The sequence below is a fragment of the Streptomyces thermoviolaceus genome, assembly GCF_045209695.1.
GTDB lineage: Bacteria > Actinomycetota > Actinomycetes > Streptomycetales > Streptomycetaceae > Streptomyces > Streptomyces thermoviolaceus.
Map to the genome: position 1 here is coordinate 571,076 of NZ_CP109280.1, position 18,928 is coordinate 590,003.

17 protein-coding genes are annotated in these 18,928 nt (G+C 72.6%); 7 read left to right on the plus strand and 10 right to left on the minus strand.

Annotation, left to right across the window (positions count from 1 at the left end):
* Nucleotides 1–25 precede the first annotated feature (25 nt).
* From OG899_RS02595 to OG899_RS02630, 8 genes are all read right to left on the minus strand, one after another.
* Nucleotides 26–529 (minus strand): ATP-binding protein, encoded by a 504-nt coding sequence (locus OG899_RS02595; RefSeq protein WP_125497555.1) that lies wholly within the window; start codon nt 527–529, stop codon nt 26–28.
* A 308-nt stretch (nt 530–837) separates the two neighbouring features.
* Complete coding sequence (locus tag OG899_RS02600) at nt 838–1,479, minus strand: HD domain-containing protein (protein WP_168132098.1); 642 nt, start codon at nt 1,477–1,479, stop codon at nt 838–840.
* A 228-nt stretch (nt 1,480–1,707) separates the two neighbouring features.
* The gene (locus OG899_RS02605; RefSeq protein ID WP_125497511.1) at nt 1,708–3,009 is read right to left on the minus strand and encodes an MFS transporter; all 1,302 of its coding nucleotides are present in this window, start codon (nt 3,007–3,009) and stop codon (nt 1,708–1,710) included.
* 39 nt (nt 3,010–3,048) lie between these two features.
* Nucleotides 3,049–4,512, minus strand: coding sequence for an MmgE/PrpD family protein (locus OG899_RS02610; protein WP_168132099.1), 1,464 nt, complete (start codon nt 4,510–4,512; stop codon nt 3,049–3,051).
* Complete coding sequence (locus OG899_RS02615; protein ID WP_125497513.1) at nt 4,512–5,339, minus strand: cyclase family protein; 828 nt, start codon at nt 5,337–5,339, stop codon at nt 4,512–4,514. Before OG899_RS02615 ends, OG899_RS02610 begins: the two co-directional genes overlap by 1 nt.
* A 50-nt stretch (nt 5,340–5,389) precedes the next feature.
* A complete protein-coding gene (locus tag OG899_RS02620; RefSeq protein WP_168132100.1) occupies nt 5,390–6,220 on the minus strand; it encodes a CoA ester lyase in 831 nt (276 codons plus the stop codon).
* Nucleotides 6,217–7,434, minus strand: coding sequence for a CaiB/BaiF CoA-transferase family protein (locus OG899_RS02625; RefSeq protein ID WP_125497515.1), 1,218 nt, complete (start codon nt 7,432–7,434; stop codon nt 6,217–6,219). Before OG899_RS02625 ends, OG899_RS02620 begins: the two co-directional genes overlap by 4 nt.
* A complete protein-coding gene (locus OG899_RS02630) occupies nt 7,431–8,261 on the minus strand; it encodes an IclR family transcriptional regulator (RefSeq protein ID WP_125497516.1) in 831 nt (276 codons plus the stop codon). The genes OG899_RS02625 and OG899_RS02630 overlap by 4 nt, the downstream gene beginning before the upstream one ends.
* A gap of 245 nt (nt 8,262–8,506) precedes the next feature.
* Here OG899_RS02630 and OG899_RS02635 point away from each other — a divergent pair, with 245 nt between their 5' ends.
* From OG899_RS02635 to OG899_RS02660, 6 genes are all read left to right on the plus strand, one after another.
* Nucleotides 8,507–9,952, plus strand: a complete 1,446-nt coding sequence (locus tag OG899_RS02635; protein ID WP_125497517.1) for an MmgE/PrpD family protein — start codon at nt 8,507–8,509, stop codon at nt 9,950–9,952.
* Complete coding sequence (locus OG899_RS02640; protein ID WP_168132101.1) at nt 9,949–10,584, plus strand: aspartate/glutamate racemase family protein; 636 nt, start codon at nt 9,949–9,951, stop codon at nt 10,582–10,584. Before OG899_RS02635 ends, OG899_RS02640 begins: the two co-directional genes overlap by 4 nt.
* On the plus strand, nt 10,581–11,990 hold the full coding sequence (locus OG899_RS02645) for an FAD-binding protein (protein ID WP_168132102.1): 1,410 nt from the start codon (nt 10,581–10,583) through the stop codon (nt 11,988–11,990). Before OG899_RS02640 ends, OG899_RS02645 begins: the two co-directional genes overlap by 4 nt.
* The gene (locus OG899_RS02650; RefSeq protein ID WP_125497520.1) at nt 11,987–13,453 is read left to right on the plus strand and encodes a dihydroorotase family protein; all 1,467 of its coding nucleotides are present in this window, start codon (nt 11,987–11,989) and stop codon (nt 13,451–13,453) included. Before OG899_RS02645 ends, OG899_RS02650 begins: the two co-directional genes overlap by 4 nt.
* 323 nt (nt 13,454–13,776) lie before the next feature.
* The gene (locus OG899_RS02655; RefSeq protein ID WP_406310878.1) at nt 13,777–15,927 is read left to right on the plus strand and encodes a SpoIIE family protein phosphatase; all 2,151 of its coding nucleotides are present in this window, start codon (nt 13,777–13,779) and stop codon (nt 15,925–15,927) included.
* A 322-nt stretch (nt 15,928–16,249) separates the two neighbouring features.
* The gene (locus OG899_RS02660; RefSeq protein WP_125497521.1) at nt 16,250–16,537 is read left to right on the plus strand and encodes a hypothetical protein; all 288 of its coding nucleotides are present in this window, start codon (nt 16,250–16,252) and stop codon (nt 16,535–16,537) included.
* Nucleotides 16,538–16,668: 131 nt separating this feature from the next.
* Here the strand turns inward: OG899_RS02660 and OG899_RS02665 are convergent, their stop codons facing one another.
* Complete coding sequence (locus OG899_RS02665) at nt 16,669–17,310, minus strand: hypothetical protein (RefSeq protein WP_229814353.1); 642 nt, start codon at nt 17,308–17,310, stop codon at nt 16,669–16,671.
* Between the two features lie 193 nt (nt 17,311–17,503).
* On the opposite strand from OG899_RS02665, the gene OG899_RS02670 reads away from it, so the two are divergent.
* Complete coding sequence (locus tag OG899_RS02670) at nt 17,504–18,052, plus strand: DUF1214 domain-containing protein (RefSeq protein WP_406310879.1); 549 nt, start codon at nt 17,504–17,506, stop codon at nt 18,050–18,052.
* Nucleotides 18,053–18,119: 67 nt separating this feature from the next.
* On the opposite strand, the gene OG899_RS02675 is transcribed toward OG899_RS02670, so the two are convergent.
* Nucleotides 18,120–18,827, minus strand: coding sequence for a FadR/GntR family transcriptional regulator (locus OG899_RS02675; protein ID WP_125497523.1), 708 nt, complete (start codon nt 18,825–18,827; stop codon nt 18,120–18,122).
* Nucleotides 18,828–18,928 lie beyond the last annotated feature (101 nt).

The window sequence follows — 18,928 nt, forward strand, 5'->3', positions numbered from 1 at the left end:
CGGCACACGGACGGGCCCGCGCCCGCTAGCGGCCGGGCTCGATCGGCACAGCCGCCCAGATCACCTTGCCGCCGCTCGCCGTGTGCTCGACACCGCACACTCCGCCCGCCTCCCGGGCGATCTCCTGGACCAGCAGCAGGCCGCGGCCCCCGGTGCGCCCGTGGTCGGTGTGCAGGGCACTGGGCCGGTAGGGGTGGTCGTCCTCCACCGAGACCCGCAGCCACTCGGGGCCGACGGCGACCTCCACGGCGAGCATCGGCGACAGCAGCGCCGCGTGCCGTACGGCGTTGGTGACCAGCTCGGAGACGATCAGTAGCAGTCCGTGGACCAGGTCCTCGCAGACGGGCACGCCCTGGCGCCGCAGCAGGTCGCGCACGGCGTGCCGGGCCTGCGGGACGGAGGCGTCGACGGCGGGCGCGGTGAAGCGCCACACCCCCTCGTAGGGTGCCGCCTCGGGAGGCCGGGCACCGGGTGGGGTCGCCGTGCCTCCCGGCGGACGCGGGCCGCCGTGGCACCCGTGGTCGTCCATGCTCCAGTCGCCGTCCTCGCGCTCGGTAGTCGCCACACGTCGAGTCTTGGTACCGCAGCGCTCGGTTCCCAGGACTGACCACAAGTGCACGGGTTTCCTGCACGTGCCGATCGTTGCTGTGCATCCGGCACCCGGGTGTGACCGTTGCTGCCCGGTCCGCACCGCTTGGGCACCACGCAGCGTCCTCGCTCTCCTCGGCCGCCCACCCCGGCGACGACGACGGAAGGAGCCGGTGCGGCGACGGGGCGTGACGGCCGGCGGCCGGGACGACGGCAGCAGCACCACGACGCTCGGGACGCCGTGCCGGGTCAGGTGGGCCAGGGGGCGTTCAGGACCCGCTCGACCATGCTGGTGCGGCGGAATCCGGGGACGTAGTGCTCCAGCACGTCCGCATCGACCGTGCCATAGGTGGTGTCGGGGCGGTGCCGGAGCCCCTCGACGAACAGGCGCAGGAACCGCTGTTTGAAGTCGTCGCCGCGCGGGTGGGCCGCGACGATCTCGTCCACCCGGTCGCGGTCCAGCTCGTCCAGGCGCAGGCCGACCGCGTCGGTGAGGACGCCGGCGTTCAACGCCGCCGTCTCCGGGCCCAGGCGGGCGGGGATCCCCGGCGTGGTGTGCAGCGCAACGGCCGACCAGACCACCTCGGCGGCCTTCTCCGGGAAGCCGTGTTCGAGCAGGAAAGATCGTGCGTGGTCGGCGCCGTCGAGCTCGAAGCGCTGGGCAGTGGCGGAGAAGGGAGCGGAAAGTCCCGTGTCGTGGAACATCGCCGCCACGTAGAGCAGCTCGGCATCCGGCGTGAGGCCGAGGGCTCGCGCGTGCAGAGACGCGAACAGGAAGACGCGTCGGGAGTGGTGGTACAGCAGCGTGTCGCCCGTCTCCTGCAGGAAGCAGGCGGCCTGTGTCGCGGCCGCGGTGTCCGGGAGGTCCACTCCCGCGATGGTCTCGCTCATGACGCCCGTGCTCTCCCTGGGCCCGTGGGAAGCGCCGGGACGTGCGCTCCCCCTGTCCACGGTGTGGCCCGGCGGCGTGCCGCGCCACCCGGCCGGGCCGCCGCGCAGGACGGAAAGCCGTGCGGGCGTGTGCCGGCAGGACGCAGGGCGCGGGGGGTGAGACGGCGGAGCCCGCCCGGGAGGCCCGCGTGCGACGGGGCGCCCGGGCGGGCGGCGGATCGCTCGGTCTCAGCTCGCCACCAGGTCGGGCCTGCCGCCCGCCGCGGTGTCCAGCGGGCGCCGGTCCCGCTTGGGCAGGACCAGCATCGACCCGGCGCCGATCACCGCCAGGGCGCTCATCACGACGAAGCCGCTGGAGAAGCTGCCGGTGGAGGAGACGATGAAGCCCATGACGGACGGCGCGACGATGCCGGACAGGGCGAACGCCGCGTCGGCGAACCCGGCCGCGACACCGGGCTGCGCGGGCACCGCGTCGATGGCCGCGACCCACCAGATGCCGCCGGTGATGAAGCCCAGGCCGACCCCGACCGAGATGAACGTGACCGAGACCGTCAGCGACGGCGCCACCACGATCGGGACGAGGGAGGCGCCGGAGAGCAGCAGGGCCACGCCCATGATGGTCAGCCGGGAGCGGGGACTGGCGGTGCGGGCGAAGACCCGGTCGGTGATCACACCGCCGAGGAGCGCGCCCACCACGCCGGCCGCCCACGGTGCCACGGTGAACAGGCCGACGGCGGTGATGCTCAGGTCGTACTCCGAGGACAGGTAGTCGGGCAGCCAGTACATGAAGCCCCAGAACATGAAGCCCCAGGCGAAGTAGCCGACCGCGATGATCCACAGATTGCGGTTGGTGAGCACGGGACGCCAGTGCACCCGCCCCTTGGAGGAACGTTCCTCTTCCAGCTGGCCCGCAGCGATGTGCGCGCGTTCCCACTCCGACACCCGGCTGTGTTCCTCGGGTGTGTTCCGCAGCAGCACCCAGGCGGCGGCGAACCACAGCGCGCCGAGCACGGCCAGCACCCAGAACATGCCGCGCCAGCCCACACCCGCGATCAGCTGTGTCACCAGCGGACCGCCGATCAGCAGCGAGCCGGCCACGGCGACCCCGCCGACCATGGCGAGCGCGACCCCGCGTTCCTTCTGCGGCAGCCAGCGGCTGACGGTGCGGGTCGCCGCCGGGAAACCCGGGCCCTCACCGGCGCCGAGGATCACCCGGGTCACGAACAGCCCGATGAACGAGCCGGAGACCGGGGTCACCGCGGTGACCACCGACCAGAGGGCCACACCCACCAGCAGGATGCGCCGCGCGCCGTAGCGGTCCACCAGCGGTCCCGCGCAGAACGCGAACACCATGTAGCCGACGGAGAACGCGCTGCTGATCAAACCGTACTGGGACTTGCTGATGCCGAAGGCCTCGGAGAGCGGGTCCACGGCGTAGCTGACCGCGCTGCGGTCGATGTAGTTGATGACGATGAGGGCGACGATCAGTCCGAGTGTCAGCCACCGGACGTGGGAACGCGAGGATCTCATGGGTTCACCTCGGGAAGGGGATGGGGAGTCGGCGACGGCTCAGGTGCCGTCCGCCACCGCGGACAGGGCGCGGGTCAGCTCCGCGGTGTCCGGGGCCGTTGCGATGTGCCATACCGTGTCGGCCAGTGCTCTGACAGCCCGCTCGTCACCCGTGCCGAGGGTGTTGGCGTAGAACTTCGCGGTGAGTTCCGTGGCGTCCAGAGGGTTTTCGGGGCTTCCCCTGTTCACCATGACCCGTTCGGTCACGGTGGTGCCGTCGTCCAGTTCCGCGGTGAGGACGGCCGGGAACTGGTGCGGGAAGACGGCGGTGCACTCCTCGTCCGCGACGCAGGTCACGCGTGCGGCGAGGGCCAGGCGGGCGGGGTCGGCCGCCGCCTCGTCGGTGAAGTCCTCGTGGAACACACCGAGTCCGTGGCCCGGCTCCCCCGGCCGGGCCAGCAGTCCGGCGGCCACCGTGTAGGGGCCGCTGAACGCCGCGTGGTAGCCCGAGCGCGGGCGGGCCTTCTCGGCCGGCGGCTCCGCGATGGTGCGCAGCACGGGTGCCGGGACGCCCAGGGTCAGCCGCGCGATGCGCTCGGGGTCGACCCCGCGGGCGCGCAGCCGCATGGCCGCGTCCACGCCCGCGTGGGTGAAGTGGTTGCAGGGATAGGGCTTGATGAACAGCCGGGACAGCTCCCAGCGTTCGCCGAGCTGCTGCGTCGTCTCGGCGACGACGGTGTCCGCGTCGAAGCGGTCGCCGCAGAACGCCTGGAAGAAACCGAAGCGGCCCTCCAGGACGGTGGGCGGGCCGGTCAGCCCGAGCCGGGCCATGTCCGCGGCGACGACACCGGCGTGGGCGGCCCAGCCGCAGTGCACACGTTTGACGGTGCCTCCGGTGCGGTTGGCCTCGATGATGCCGGACCCCATGCTCGCGGCGATGCCGATGGCGGAGCAGATGCCGTCGGCGTCCAGGCCGCGCAGCATGGCCGCGGCGACGGCCGCGCCGATCGCCCCGCAGATCGCGGTGGCGTGCAGACCGCGCTCGAAGAACACCGAGTTGCCGAGGTCCGCGTCGTACTGGGCCATGCCGAGCCGGCAGGTGACCTCGATGCCGACGGCGCCGGCGGCCAGCAGCTGCGCGCCGCTCGCGCCGACGGCCTCGGCGGTGGCGAGCGCGGCGGGCAGTACGGACGCCGACGGGTGCAGGACGGACGGCAGGTGGGTGTCGTCGAAGTCCAGGCTGTGCGCGAGGGTGCCGTTGACCAGGGCCGCCGACGGGGCGGGCAGCCGGGTGGCGGACCCGATGACGGTGGCGGCGGGTGTGCCGCCCCATTCCTCGGTCAGGTCCCGCACGGCGGCGCCGGGCCGCTGGGACAGGGCGGCGAGGCTGTTGCCGATCAGGTCCAGCAGATGGCCGGTGACCTTCTCGCGCAGCTCGTCGGGCAGGCCGGTGTCCCGGACGGACACGGCGAACGCGGCGAGCTGCCGGGCTGCGGTCGGCTGGGGAGTGGAGGCGGCGGTCATCACGCCACCACCGCGATCGGGCGGATCGGGGAGCCGGTGCCGCCGACGATCCGCAAGGGGGCGACGACGAACAGGAACTCGTGCACACCGGCGGCGGCGAGGTCCTCGAGCGCCAGGTGTTCCATGATGTAGATGCCGTGGTCGACCAGGAGCAGCCGGTGCACCGGCAGCACGCTGTGCCCGGCGCCCGGAGGTATCTGTTCGCAGGCGGTGGTGTCGCAGCCGACGGCGCGCACCCCGCGTTCGGCGAGCCAGGCACCCGCGTCCTCGGTGATGCCGGGGACACCGGACTCCTTGCCCAGGTAGGCGACCGGGTCGTCGAAGTGGCGGGCCCAGCCGGTGCGGACCACGGCGACGTCGCCCCGGCGCGGCTCGGCGCCGCCCAGTTCGGCCGCCTTCTCGAGGTCGGCCGCGGTCACCCCGTAGCCGCCGGGAAGGGTGTCGGTGCCCCGGGCCGCGGCCACGTCGAGCAGCACGCCGCGGGTCACCATCGCGGGGGTGTGTTCGGCGCCGTGCGCGGAGAAGGAACCGCCGGCCTGTGCCTCGGCCGCGTCGACGCCGCCGTGCAGCAGGCCGTTGTGGCTGACGTGGGACAGGGCGTCGATGTGGGTGCCGACGTGGCCGCCGGTGATGATCACCTCGTTGGCGGCGGATCCGCCGTCGGGGCGGACCATGTCGCCGTGCCGACGGGCCAGGGTCATGCGGAAGCCGGGGTGGTTGGGCGAGCACGGCATGCCGGTGAACAGCGGCTGGCCGAGTTCGATGATGCGGGGGTCGCTCGGCAGTGCGGCGAGCAGCGGGTCGGAGGTGTGCGGGACGGACGTCATGACCTGCCTTGCCTGGATGTGGTGGGGGTGTGGGCGGGAAACCGGTGGTGTCAGCCAGCGAGGTCGAGCACCCAGCGGGCGCGGGCCACGACCGCGGGGTCGACGAACCGGCCGCGGTCGTCGAGCCAGGCGGCGCTGCCCGTGTCCTCGGCGCGGCGCAGCGAGTCGAGGAGCCGGCGGGCGTCCTCGACCTGTGCGGGGCCCGGGGTGAAGGCGGCGTTGACCGGGGGGATCTGCCGGGGGTGGACGACGGACCGGCCGAAGAAGCCGTACGCCTGTCCGTGCCGGGTGTCGGCGGTGAGGCCGTCGACGTCGGCGACGTCGGTCCACACGCTCTGCACGGGGCCGGGGAGGCCGGCGGCCCGGGAGGCGTTGACGATGCGGGCGCGGGCCCAGTCGAGGGCGCCGGGGTCGTTCACCCGCAGGTCGGCGGCGAGGTCGGCCTCGCCCAGCGAGAGCAGGGCGACCTGGGGTGCGGCGGTGGCCAGAGTGAAGGCGTGTTCCACTCCGAGGGCCGTCTCGAGAAGCAGGTGCAGCGGGGCGTCGACGTGGTCGAGCACCGACCGGATCTCCTCGGGGCTCTCGCACTTGGGCAGCCGCAGTCCCTGCACGGGGGTGCCGGCGAGGGCGTCGAGGTCGGCGCGGCCTTCCGGGGTGCGGACCTGGTTGACACGTATCCACAGGGGTTTGGGCCAGGTGGCGGTCACGGCCTCGACGGCGTGGGCGCGGGCCTCGTCCTTGCGGCCGGCGGGGACGGAGTCCTCCAGGTCGAGGACGACGGCGTCGGCGTCGCCCGCCATCGCCTTGGCGAGCAGGTCGGGACGGGTCGCGGGCACGTACAGCCAGGACCGTGCGGCGCCGGCCGCCCGCGGGGTGGTCATACGATGCCCCGTTCGGCCAGGGCGGCCAGCTCGTCGGCGCTCACGCCGTAGCGGCCGAGCACCTCCGCGGTGTCGCGGCCCTTGCGCGGGCCGGGCCAGCGGACGGCTCCGGGGGTGTCGCTGAGACGGAAGGGCACGTTCTGGAACCGGATGGTGCCGAGTTCCTCGTCCTCCACCGTGGTGATGGTCTCCAGGGCCTGGAACTGCGGGTCCTCGAAGATGTCGCGCATGTCGTAGATGGGCGCGACGGCGGCCTGGGCCTCCTCGAAGGCGGCGACGACCTCGCTGCGGGTGCGTTCGGCGATCCAGGAGCCGACCGCCTCGTCCAGTTCGTCCGCGTGACGGGCGCGTTCGGCGCCGGAGGCGAACCAGGGTTCGTCCACGTACTCGGGGTGCCCGACCAGGCGCATGACGCGTTCCGCGATGGACTGGGCGCTGGTGGAGACGGCCACCCAACTGCCGTCCTTGGTGCGGTAGATGTTGCGCGGGGCGTTGTTCACGGACCGGTTGCCGGTGCGCGGCTGGAGCTCGCCGAGCTGGTCGTAGGCGATGGCCTGCGGACCGAGCAGCGTGATCATCGGCTCGATGATGGCCAGGTCGAGCACCTGTCCGCGGCCGGTGCGCTCGCGGGCGTGCAGTGCGGTCATGATGCCGAAGGCGGCGGTGAGCGCGGAGATGCCGTCCGCGAGCCCGAAGGGCGGCAGGGTGGGCGGTCCGTCGGGCTGGCCGGTGATGGCGGCGAAGCCGCTCATGGCCTCGGCCAGGGTGCCGAATCCGGGCCGCTGGGCGTACGGGCCCCTCTGGCCGAATCCGGTGACGCGGGCGAGGACGAGACGGGGGTTGATCTCGGAGAGCGTGTCGTAGCCCAGGCCCCAGCGTTCCAGGGTGCCCGGGCGGAAGTTCTCGATGACGACGTCCGCGTCCGCGACCATGCGGCGGAAGATGTCCTGGCCCTCGGGGCTGCCCAGGTAGAGGGTGACGGCCTTCTTGTTGCGGGAGAGCATCTTCCACCACAGGCCGACGCCGTCCTTGCTCGCCCCGTGGCTGCGCACCGGATCGCCCTTGGGGTGCTCGATCTTGGTGACGTCGGCGCCGAAGTCGGCGAGCAGGGTGGCCGCGAGGGGCCCGGCGAAGAGAGTGGCGATGTCCAGCACCTTGATGCCGGCGAGCGCCGCGCCGGGGGTGTCCGGGACAGCGGGTGGGGTGTCGGTCATGGGGATCCTTCCGTTGGCGCGTGCGGGGAGGCCTGGGCGGCGGACGCGCCCGTGCCGGGGCCGTCGCCGGTCCAGCCGAGGGCGGCGGAGATCTCCCGCGCCGCCGCGACCACGCCGGGTGCGCAGGAGCTGACGAACTGCGGGGTGAAGCGGGAGCGCGGGCCGCACACGGACACCGAGCCGAGGACGTCGCCGTCCAGCCCGAACACCGGGGAGGCGACGGAGCCGGCGTCCGCCTGGCGCTCGCCCTGCGAGCTGGCGTAGCCGAGTTCCCTGATCTCCTTCAGTTCGGCGCGGAGCGCGTCGGGGTCGGTGCGCGTGCTGTCGGTCAGTGCGGTCAGGCCGGCGGTGAGGATCTGCTCGCGCCGCTCCTCGGGCAGGAACGCGAGGATGCACTTGCCCGAGGAGCCCGCGTGCAGCGGGAACCTGCGCCCGAGATCCACGGTCATCTTCACCTCGTGGGTGCTGACGATCTGGTCGATGTAGGCGCGTCCGCCGGGCACGAGCGCGGTGAGGGTCACCGTCTCCCGGGTCTGCTCGTGCAGCCGGCGGAGGGTGTCCGCGGCCACGGCCCGCAGGTCCAGCTCACGCAGGGCGCGGGCGCCGAGGGCCGCGGCGGTGGGGCCGAGACGGTACAGCCGGGTCTCCTGGTCCAGCGCCACCATGCCGCGGGCGACGAGGGTCTGCAGGATGCGGTGCACCACGGCCTTGCTCAGGCCGAGTTCACGGGCGATCTGCGAGACGCCGAGTTCGTCGGGTCCGTCGGTGAACAGCAGCAGGACGTCGATGACGCGGCCTGCGGTCTCGGTTCCGGGTTGAGTCGTCATGGGCCCATTCTCACCTGCCCGTTGCCTGGCGGCCGGGGGCCTCTCCGCGAGCGATCACATCTTCCGTACCGCTCAATGGAACAACAGAGAAGCATCGCTCCTCAGCCAGGTCAAGGTCCCTTCCCCAGTGATTTCTAGGTTTCTTGGCGTTTACACGGAAGGTATTGACGGGTTCTGCTCGGCACTGAAAGCATGTTTGCGTCACAGTGTTCCGCTGAGTGGAACACTCGGAGGGAGGTGGACACGTGCCCCCCGGCCGGTCCCGTACACGACCCGACCCAGCCTTCGACCCTCAGCGCGAGGCCGCGCGACGCACCGAAGAACTCGCCCACTGGGCCTGGACGTCGTCCTGGCCCGAGGTCCCCGGCGCCGTTCGCGAGCGCCTCTCGCTCGTCCTGTTCGACACCCTCGCCGTCACCGTGGCCGGTGCCCGCACCGAAGGACAGCGGCGCATCCGTGCCGCCTGGCCCGTCCCGCCGGGCGACGCGCCGGTCCTCGGCACGACCCTGCGCACCCAGCCCGACGCCGCCGCCTACCTCAACGCGACGGCCCTGGTGTGCTGCGAACTCGACGAGGGCTGCGCATACGCCAGGGGCCACCCGGCGGCCCACGCCTTCCCGGCGATCCTGGCCCTGGCCGCCACGCTGAACAGCACGGGCGCCGCCACGGCGCGCGCCCTGCTCGCCGGCTACGAGGTGGCCGCGCGCTTCGGCCGCGCCACCGCGCTCGCCCCCGGCGTCCATCCGCACGGCACCTGGGGCGCGACCGGCGCCGCCGCCGGCTGCGCGCTGCTGCTCGGCCTGGACGCCCACCAGGTGGCGGCGGCCGTCGACACCGCCGCGGGCCTCGCGGTGGCCGGGCACTTCGACTCGGCGCTCGACGGACACCGGGTGCGCGACGCCTGGGTGGGCGCCGCCGCCCTGTCCGGCCTCGCCGCGGCCCGGCTGGCGGCCGCGGGCGCCGTCCGCACCACCGGCACGGCCGCCCTGTCGCTGGGCACCCTGCTCGGCCGCTTCGACGCCGCCGCGCTCGTCGACGGGCTGGGCGAGGACTGGCAGATCACCCACAACTACTTCAAACGGCACGCCTCGTGCTCGTACACCCACCCCGCCGCCGACCTGGCCCTCGACCTGCGCACCGCCCGCCACCTGGACCGGCTGCGGCCCGCCGAGGTGACCGACGCGGTGCGCGAGATCCGGGTGGACACGCACGCCCTGGCCGCGCCGCTCGACCGCCGGCGCTGGGACGGATCGCTGGGCGCGATGTTCTCCGTCCCCTACGCGGTGGCCGCCGCGTTGCTGGACGGGGCCGTCACCCCCGCCACCGCCGAGGCCACCGAGGCCGAGCGGCCCGAGCTGTTCGCCCTGGCCGCGAAGGTCTCCGTCGCGGAGGACCCGGCGCTGACCGCACGGCTGCCGCACGAACGCGCCACCCGGCTCACCGCCGTCCTCGCCGGCGGCGAGCGCGTGGAGCTGTCCGCGCCGCACCCCGTGGGCGACAGCAGCCACCATCCGTTCACGACCCGCACGCTGCAGGCCGTCCTCACCGGCCTGCTCGGCGACGACACCCTGACCGACCAGCTGCGGCGGGCCGCGGACCGTCTGCCCGACACCGACGGCGCGGGACCGCTGCTGCGGGGCCTCGCCGCCCTGACCGCCGCCCCGGCGGCGAGCCGTGGAGGCACCCGATGAAGATCTTTTCCGTCACCCCGGTCCACGTCGACGCGGAGGAGCTGGCCCGGCGCCGCGCCCGCTACCGGCGGCTGGCCCCGCCAGGGGTGGACGTCGTCCTGGAGGACGGCGGCCCGCAGGTGCCCGCGCAGCTGCGGACCCGGCAGGACGTGGACGTCTCCACCGCCGGTGTGGTCGCCGCGCTGGCCCGGGCAGCCGACGAGGGCTTCGCGGCGTACCTGCCGGACTGCGTGCTGGACCCCGGGGTCCCCGTGACGCCGGACGGTGCCGCCGTCCCGACCGTCGGCATGCTCCGCCTGACCGCGGCCCACCTCGCGGCCACCGGACGCCGCTTCGGCGCCGTCACCCGCAACCGCGCCATCGCCGACGCGCTGGCCGGACGCATCGAGGGCTACGGACTCACAGCCTGGTTCGCGGGTGTCACCGTGCTGGACCTGGACTTCGAGGCCATCGCCGACACCCGGCGCTGGAACCGGGCCGTCCGCGACGCCCTCGACGACTTCGCGGCCCGCGGCGTGACCGCGGTGATCAACGGCTGTTCGGCCGTGGACACCGACGCGCCGCACCCCGTGGAGCTCGTCGACCCGGCCGCCTGTGCCCTGCGGCTGCTGGCGGCGGGAGCGCGGTCGTGAGCGGCGACGCGCAGGAGGCGGCGGTCGACCTGGTCGTGGCGGGTGCCGGCGGCGGCCTGGCGGGCGCGCTCCGGGCGGCGCAGGCCGGGCTGAGCGTCCTCGTGGTGGACCCGGACGAGCAGTTCCTGCGCGGCAACAACACCTCCATGTCCACCGCGATGGTGCCCGGCGCGGGGTCGCGCTGGCAGCGGGAGGCGGGAATCGAGGACAGCCCCGAACGCTTCGTCGCCGACATCGCCGCCAAGACCCACGGCACCGCGGACCCCGCGCTCGCCGCGGCCCTGGCACGGATCAGCGCGCCGCTGGTGGAGTGGCTGGCCGACGAGGCGGGCCTGCCGCTGAGCCTCGTCACCGACTTCGCCTACCCGGGCCACTCGGTGCACCGGCTGCACACCGTGGAGGGGCGGCACGGGTCCACGCTGCTGCGCCACCTGTACGACCGGGTGCGCTCCGCGCCCGGGATCGACCTCCTGGTGCCCGCCCGGCTCATCGACGTCGAACGGGGCGCCGGCGGCGAGGTGACGGGCGCGGTCGTCGAGGACCCGGGCGGCCACCGGGAGACGATCCCCACCCGGGCCGTGCTGCTGGCCACCAACGGCTACGGCGCCGACCGCGAGCTGGTGGCCCGGCATCTGCCCGAGATCGCCGCCGCCGACTACCACGGCGGCCAGTTCTCCCGCGGCGACGGACTGCGGATCGGCCTGCGGCACGGCGCGCGCGCCGCCTACCTGGACGCCTACCAGGGGCACGCGGCGCTGGCCCGGCGGTCGCGCACCCTCGTCGGCTGGGCCACGATCATGCACGGCGCGATCATGGTCGACCGCGACGGGCGGCGCTTCGGCGACGAGACCACCGGCTACTCCGAGTACGCCGCGGCTCTCGCGGCCCGTCCGGAGGCCCGCGGCTGGATCGTCCTGGACCGGCGCATCCACGACCTGTGCCTGCCGTTCACCGACTTCCGCCAGACCGTGGACGCCGGGGCCCTGGTGTGGGCCGACGACCTCGACACCCTCGCCCGGCGGACCGGCTGCGACCCGGCGGCGCTGAAGGAGTCGATCGCCGGGCAAGCGGCGCAGGCCGGCGGGTCCGCGGACCGGGACGCCTTCGGCCGGACCTTCTTCGAGGAGCCGCTGCGCGCCCCGTACGCGGCGGTCGAGGTGATCCCCGCGCTGTTCCACACCCAGGGCGGCCTCGCGGTGGACGGCGACGCCCGCGTCCTGACCGAGGACGGATCACCGGTCCCCGGGCTCTTCGCGTCGGGCGGCGCGGCACACGGCATCTCGGGACACGGGGCCGGCGGCTACCTCGCGGGCAACGGCCTGCTTCCAGCACTCGGACTGGCCTGGCAGGCGGCGACGGCCCTGTCCCATACTCACACCCACGCAGAGAGGCACGAGCACTCATGACCGAACTGGACCTGCTGATCAAGAACGTGCGGCTGGTCAAGCACGACGCACCCGACATCCCCACCACGGACATCGGCATCAAGGACGGCGTGTTCCACCGCATCGCCTGGGACATCCCGGCCGAGCAGGCCCGTGAGGTCGTCGACGGCAAGGGACTGCTGGCCTTCCCCGGCGTGGTCGACGCCCACCAGCACTGGGGCATCTACAACCCGCTGTCCGACGACACCGCGACGGAGAGCCGTGCCTGCGCCCAGGGCGGCGTGACCACGGCGCTGACATACATGCGCACCGGCCAGTACTACATGAACCGGGGCGGCAGCTACGACGAGGTGTTCCCGCTGGTCCTCGAGAACGCCGAGGGGCGCTCCCACGTCGACTACGCCTTCCATCTCGCGCCGATGCAGAAGTCGCACATCGCCGAGATACCCGAGCTGATCGCGCGCTTCGGCGTCACCTCGTTCAAGGTGTTCATGTTCTACGGCAGCCACGGCCTGCACGGCCGGTCGGCGGACCAGAACTCCTTCCTGATGATCCCGCCGGGCGAGCGGTACGACCTGGCGCACTTCGAGTTCGTGATGCGCGGCGTGCAGGCGGCGCGCGAGGCGTACCCGGAGCTGGCGGACTCCATCTCGCTGTCGCTGCACTGCGAGACCGCGGAGATCATGACGGCCTACACCCGGCTGGTGGAGGAGGAGGGCAAGCTCGACGGCCTCGCCGCGTACAGCGCCTCCCGCCCGCCCCACTCGGAGGGTCTGGCCGTCACCATCGCCAGCTACCTCGCCGCGGAGACGCAGCTGCCCAACATCAACCTGCTGCACCTGTCCTCGCGCAAGGCCGTCGAGGCGGCCATGCTCATGGCAAAAACGTTTCCGCAGGTCGACTTCCGACGCGAGGTCACCATCGGCCACCTGCTGGCGAACATCGAGACCGCGTCCGGCATCGGCGGCAAGGTCAACCCGCCGCTGCGTCCCCAGGACGACGTGGACGCGCTGTGGGAACACCTGGTGGCCGGGAACGTCAGCTGGGTGGTCAGCGACCACGCGTGCTGCAAGCAGGAGACGAAGTTCGGCGACCCCGCCGACGACGTGTTCCAGGCCAAGTCGGGCTTCGGCGGCACCGAGTATCTGCTGCCGGGCCTGGTGGGCGCCGCGCCCGCGCACGGGCTGCCGCTGCAGAAGGTCGCGGAGCTGACCGCCTGGGCCCCGGCCCGGCGCTTCGGCCTGCCCACCAAGGGCGCCATCGCGGAGGGCTACGACGCGGACCTGGCGCTCGTCGACCCGTCGCGGTCCTGGACGGTGGAGGCCGCGGACTCGGAGTCGGCGCAGGAGTACTCGCCGTTGCAGGGCCTGGAGATCGGCGCCCGGGTGGAGTCGACGTTCCTGCGCGGCCGGCCGGTCTTCGCGGACGGCAAGGTGGTCGGCGAGCCGCAGGGCCGCTACCTGTCGCGCCCGACCACGCGCTGAGGCGCCGGACGCCGCCGCGCGGCCGCATCCCCGCCCGGGGTCGCCGTGCGGCGGCGTCGGCTCCACGCACTCGCCCGCCCGCCCGGACGGCCGGCCGCCGACGGCGGCGAACGCCCCGCGCCGGACCGCACGCCGAGCCGTGCACCGCGCCGTGCACCGGGCCCGTGCGCCGGAGCGGCCGCACTCCGACGACCGCACCCGCGACATGCACAAAAGGTACTATTTGGGTCAATCAGGGCTGATGCCCCGGGAGCACCGGTCACCGGACCGGTCGTACCCCTCCTGCCGCGGCATCACCAGGCGGTGCGAGAGGCGGGCATGTCGTGGCCGGGGATCAACAAGAGACCGCACCGCTGGACGCGGAGACCGCGCCACGGGACGGTGCACATGCCCTGGACCGCGAGGTGGGCCGACTGGCCCGGGCCGTGACCGCGCATGTGGTCGCTGCCTACCTGGACGTCCCGGAGCAGCGGGTCATCGGGATGACCACCGTGACCGGAGTGCCCACCAGGATCGCGCGGCCCTGGTCGCGGGTGGCGCGGGCGGCACCGGTCCCGGTGGCGGAGGCCGTGCGCACCCGCCGCCCGGTGTGGGTGGGCTCGCATCAGGAACTGGCGGACCGCTTTCCCCGCACAGCGCTGGCCTTCCGCTACCCGGCTGCCCTGTACGTGTCGCCCATGGTCGACGGCGGCACCTGCTGGGGGGTGGTGCTGTTGCTGTGGCCCGGCACCCGCCCGCCCGTGCTCGGCCCGGACGAGGAAAGCGTCATCGTCTCCGCCTGCCGACGCATGGCACGGGTGCTGAGAGCCTGTGCCGCCCGGGGTGAACCGGTACGGCCGCGGCCCGAACCACTGGCCCTCGATCCGCTGCCGTCACCGGGCGCGGATCCGGCGGTCGACGTCGTCGAGCGCCTGCCCGGCGCGGTGTGCGGCCTCGATCTCGACGGACGTGTGACCTTCGTCGACGCCGGCACCTGCGCGCCGCTGTGCATCGGCCGCGAGGAACTGCTGGGGCGGCGCCCCTGGGAGGTGCTGCCCTGGCTGGACGACCCCGCGAACGAGAACGCGTACCTGTCCGCGCTCTTCAGCCGTCTTCCCGCACGTTTCAGCGCCCGCAGTCCGGACGGCCGGTGGCTGACCTTCGTCCTGTACGCCGACGGCCGGGGCATCACGCTGCGCATCCTGCCCGAGGACCTGCCGCGCAAGGAGCGGGAGGTGGAGGTCGCGCAGGCCTCCCCCGCCGGGGCGCCCGTCCGGGCCGGCACGCTGTTCCATCTGCTGCACATGACCTCGGCACTGACCGAAGCACTCAGCCTCAAGGAGGTCACCGACTCCCTCTCCGAGCAGATGATGCCCGTCCTCGGCGCCCAGGGGTTCGCGCTGCTGACCGCCGAGGAGGGCCGGCTCCACGTGCTGGGCTCGCGCGGCTTTCCCCCCGAGATGCCCGCGTACTTCGAGAACCTGCCGATGGCCACCCGCACCGAGGGGGTGCGCACCATCGAGACCGGCACCGCCTCGTTCCACTCCGACAGCGCCGAGCTGCGGCGCGCCTATCCCGACGTGGAGCGGTACGGGGACGTCGCCGCGCTCGCCTACCTGCCGCTCACGGTCTCCGGCCGCACGATCGGCTGCTGCGTCCTCGGCTACGACCGGCAACGCCCCTTCGCACCCGAGGAACGCGCCGAACTCACCTCCCTCGCCGGGGTGGTCGCCCAGGCGCTGGAACGCGCACGCCTCTACGACGCCAACGCCCGGGCGGCACGCGACCTGCAGGCCGGGCTGCTGCCGCGGACCCTGCCGCGGCTGGACGGCCTGCGCGTCGAGGCCCACTACCAGCCGGCACTCACCGTGCTCGACGTGGGCGGCGACTTCTACGACGTGATCCGGCTCGACGAGTCCACGGCGGCCGCCGTGATCGGCGACGTGCAGGGGCACAGCGTGCCGGCGGCCGCGCTGATGGGACAGCTGCGCACCGCCCTGCACAGCCACGCCCAGGGCGGCGCCTCCCCCCACGTGGTCCTCGCCCACGTCAACCGGCTGCTGGACGACCTGGACACCGATCTGTTCGCCAGCTGCGTCTACGCGCACATCGACCTGCGGCACCGGCACGCACGGCTGGCCCTGGCCGGTCATCCGCCACCGATCCTGCGCCACCCCGACGGCCGGACGACGGTGCTGCGGCTGCCACCCGGTCTGCTGCTGGGCGTCGAGCCGGACGCACGGTTCCACACCACCGAGATCGCGCTGCCGCCCGGCAGCCTGCTCGCCCTGTACACCGACGGCCTGGTGGAACGGCCCGGGATCGATCTGGACAAGGCCGTCGGCGACCTCGCCGAGCGCATCGCCGAGGCGGCGTCCGACCCGCTGCACCTGCTGCCCACCCGGCTGCTGCGCTCGGCGGGCGGGCCGCACGAGCCGGGCGCCAACAGCGACGACATCGCCCTGCTGCTGCTCCAGACCGAGGAGCACCGGTGAGGGACTGAAGCCGCCGTGCTGCCGGGCCGCGGACGCGGCCGTGCGGCACAGGCGCGGGGTCTTCGGGCGCTCCGTGCCGCACAGGGTGCGCGATGTTCCCCGCGGTTCCTCGCGGTGCCTCACATCGCCGGTGCCGTCACTCACATCGCCGGTGCCGTCGCGCCGTGACACGCTGAAGACGTACATGGACACGCTGAAGACGTACATGCGTGACACCCCGAGAACGTACGCACGCGCGACATCACGGAAACATGCGCACACGTGACACTCCGAGCACGACGCACACCGGCTCCCGCTGCGGGCACGACACAGGGAGCACCTCATGACGACACCGGCCGACGACCTGCGGACCCTGGCTCACGAGGCATACGTGTACCTGTATCCGCTGGTGACGATGGACGTCACGCGTGAGATGCGGGTGAGCAGACCGGCCGGTTCCGCGCCGGGAGCCGGGCCGCCGAACCGGTTCCACCACCTGCGCGCGTTCCCTGCGGCGGACTTCCGTGCCGTGGTGCGCCCTGGCGATGCTCGACATGCGGAAACTTCAACTGCGGCAGCAGTATTGGGAGCTCATAAACGTTCAGCTGTCGGGCTCATCTCCCCGGACTGAACCAGCAGGTGTTGGGGCCGGGATGCGGGTCGATGTCGACAGGAAGAAGTTGGCGTAAGCCATAGAGGTGAAATGGTTGGAGCTTTACATATAATCTACGGCCCGAGTTCCCCTCCTAGATTTGACGTAGGTTACAACTGGCTGGTCAGGTCGGGACCACGCCCGTCGGTAACCTCAGGATCAGCTACTCCGTACCCCTCCGCTCTTCCGAAGTACGTTGCCTCCCCCGGCTCTGCGGCGACTCCCAGCATATCGTCGAGCTCTTTGAGGGCCGCTGCGAGACGGGGAGCATTCCGACGCTGAACGCCAGGATGCGGATTTCCTCGAAAGTCATAGGGGCCCCAAATGTCATGATGAAGGGCAATCTCAGCCGAGAGACCGAAAGGCTCAGGGGAAACCGTCAGTTCCACGAGTCGGTATTCGCGACGTCGCGTACCGTCCTCATCGAGCCAGATTCCGGTACCTGCCACTAGGACGTCACCCGCTACGGCATCAGGGAAACTAACCGGACGCATCTCCTGGATACGCTTAAGAACCTGATCATCGTCAATCGGCGTCAGGAGTTGCAGGCGAGTCCCCGCTGGAGCGCCTCCTGTTCCAGGGATGAACCATGGCCATTGCAGATTCTGCGGCTCAAGCAGGTCATACTTTCGTAGGACCGTGACCATATGTGCAGCTGCCTTGAGTGCTGATTGCAGTCCTGGCGGGGCGTATTCATCCAAGTCCCAGAACCAGGAAGCGCACTCTCGTGGTGCACGCATCAACATAGACATGCAATACCTCCTTACGGGTGCATTCGGCCGTCAGCTGGGATTGTGATGAAGCCACCCTCGAACCTCAGCACGAGGGTGGCTTCGGTCAGCTCAGCGCGAGAATATATGCGCTGTGGAAGCTCTTCTGTAAGGACGGTCTTCGTGTCGTGAATATCCAGGATTGCTACCTTCCGACCGTCAATGACTCCCTCAGTTGCTTCGCGGCAATTTCCTTCGTTGCACTGTTGAGTCCTCGGACGTCGTCGAGGCGCAGCAGCGGATGCTCGCCGCCCGCAGCCGCCTGGGGCGGCGCGTCAACGGCTGGTCCATGGTGACCGAGGGCATCGGCGTGTACGGCGACGACTGCCTCCGGCGGGCGGTCGTCACCATGATCGGGCTGGGCGCCGACGTGCCCGAGGACGCGGTGTACCCGGTGCTCGTGGCGGACGCGGACGGGGCTGTGCCGACCGGTGCGCACGACCACGTGCTCCACTTCGACGCCGGTGCGCTGCCGCCGGTGGGCGCCTTCCGGTCGGTCACCCTGTACGACGAGGACGGGTTCCCGGTCCCGAACGAGCTGGACCGCTGCTGCCTCGGCGACCGCGACCGGCCGCGGCGCAACACCGACGGCTCCCTCGACATCGTCCTCGCCCGCACCCGGCCCGCCACCGGCCCCGACACGAACTGGCCTCCGGCCCCTGACTGCCCGCTCGCCCGCTCGGCGTCACCCTGCGCCTGTACGCACCCCATGCCGACCTCCTGACCGGCGTATGGGAACCGCCCTGCGTCCGCACGGCGTGACGGGCACGGCCCGCCGTGCGGGGCCGCGGTCAGCCCAGCGCCTCGGCCTGCCAGTCCAGCAGCTTGACGTGTCCGACGGTCACCACGTGGTGGTGCATGGCGCGGGCCGCGGCCTCGGGGTCGCGGGAACGGATGGCCTCCGCGATGGCCCGGTGCTGGTCGAGGGACCGGGCCGGCCGGCCGGGCTGACGCAGCGATTCCTCGCGGCTCTCGGCGATGGGCAGGGCGATCTCGGCCATGAACGCCGCGAGCAGGGGGCTGTGTCCGGCTGCGGTGACCGCGGCGTGGAAGCGTTTGTCCTGGGAGACGCCGAGTTCGCCGCGATCGACGGCCTCGGCCATGGCGGCCAGCGCGGCGTCGATCTCCGCGAGGTCCTCCTCGGTGCGGCGGGTCGCGGCGAGGAAGGCGAGCTTGGTCTCCAGCGCGTCCCGGGCGTCCAGCACGTCGGGGAGCCGGCGCCGCCGGTCGATCATGGTCTCCAGCGGTTCGGTCTCCAGCCGGTCCCGCAGCAGATAGGTGCCGCCGCCGTGCCGTACCTCGACCAGACCCTGCACCTCCAGCGCGACGATCGCCTGCCGGACGGAGGTGCGGCTGACGCCCAGCCGGTCCGCGAGATCACGCTCCGGGGGCAGCCGGTCCCCCGCGTGCAGATGCTCGTGCTGCACGTACTCCCGCAGCCTGTCGACCACCTGCTCGTACAGACGCGGGCGGGTGAGCGGACGCAGCGACTCCGTCACGACGCAGTTCCTTTCCCCGGCCGATCCCACCCCGACGCCGGCCTTGACATCGGTTCGAACCCGTCGAACACTCTAGCTCACGGTCCAATGGTCCAGTGGTC

What these genes read in the sequence shown, in the direction of transcription:
- OG899_RS02600 (WP_168132098.1), bottom strand. Translation starts at nt 1,479, where the DNA reads ATGAGCGAGACCATCGCGGGAGTGGACCTCCCGGACACCGCGGCCGCG.
- OG899_RS02660 (WP_125497521.1), top strand. Translation starts at nt 16,250, where the DNA reads ATGACGACACCGGCCGACGACCTGCGGACCCTGGCTCACGAGGCATAC.
- OG899_RS02630 (WP_125497516.1), bottom strand. Translation starts at nt 8,261, where the DNA reads ATGACGACTCAACCCGGAACCGAGACCGCAGGCCGCGTCATCGACGTC.
- OG899_RS02605 (WP_125497511.1), bottom strand. Translation starts at nt 3,009, where the DNA reads ATGAGATCCTCGCGTTCCCACGTCCGGTGGCTGACACTCGGACTGATC.
- OG899_RS02640 (WP_168132101.1), top strand. Translation starts at nt 9,949, where the DNA reads ATGAAGATCTTTTCCGTCACCCCGGTCCACGTCGACGCGGAGGAGCTG.
- OG899_RS02665 (WP_229814353.1), bottom strand. Translation starts at nt 17,310, where the DNA reads ATGTCTATGTTGATGCGTGCACCACGAGAGTGCGCTTCCTGGTTCTGG.
- OG899_RS02595 (WP_125497555.1), bottom strand. Translation starts at nt 529, where the DNA reads ATGGACGACCACGGGTGCCACGGCGGCCCGCGTCCGCCGGGAGGCACG.
- OG899_RS02625 (WP_125497515.1), bottom strand. Translation starts at nt 7,434, where the DNA reads ATGACCGACACCCCACCCGCTGTCCCGGACACCCCCGGCGCGGCGCTC.
- OG899_RS02650 (WP_125497520.1), top strand. Translation starts at nt 11,987, where the DNA reads ATGACCGAACTGGACCTGCTGATCAAGAACGTGCGGCTGGTCAAGCAC.
- OG899_RS02615 (WP_125497513.1), bottom strand. Translation starts at nt 5,339, where the DNA reads ATGACGTCCGTCCCGCACACCTCCGACCCGCTGCTCGCCGCACTGCCG.
- OG899_RS02620 (WP_168132100.1), bottom strand. Translation starts at nt 6,220, where the DNA reads ATGACCACCCCGCGGGCGGCCGGCGCCGCACGGTCCTGGCTGTACGTG.
- OG899_RS02610 (WP_168132099.1), bottom strand. Translation starts at nt 4,512, where the DNA reads ATGACCGCCGCCTCCACTCCCCAGCCGACCGCAGCCCGGCAGCTCGCC.